This is a genomic window from Alkalibacterium sp. m-11, from assembly GCF_054658155.1.
This window is the reverse complement of sequence record NZ_BAAGIR010000497.1, coordinates 1-255: the sequence shown is the minus strand read 5'-3', so window position 1 is coordinate 255 and position 255 is coordinate 1. Positions and strand designations below refer to the sequence as shown.

General features: G+C 43.5%; 1 pseudogene. It reads right to left on the bottom strand.

The features are described 5' to 3' along the window. Positions 1-225: pseudogene (locus tag ACYQ2O_RS13315) on the bottom strand (IS4 family transposase); the annotation flags it as partial. Between the last annotated feature and the right edge of the window lie 30 nt (positions 226-255).

The following is a 255-nucleotide window of genomic DNA, read 5'->3' as shown; positions in this document are numbered from 1 at the left end:
CATCTCGATATCTGTGGATAATAACGCTAGCCAATTACGCTTGCCCTTACTGTTGCGATTTTTAACAAAAATGATTTTTGCTTTAATCTCTTTCCCTTGATCATTGAGCCCTAGGCTCACAACAGCTACTGCTTTAACGATGGCACGCCCGCGCTTTTTCTTTAAGTGGGCATAGAGTTCCTTAAGCGTGTAGCGTTCGCCTTGATAGCCATAGGTCGCTCGCATGGGCTTTATCATACAAATAACGTGTAATGG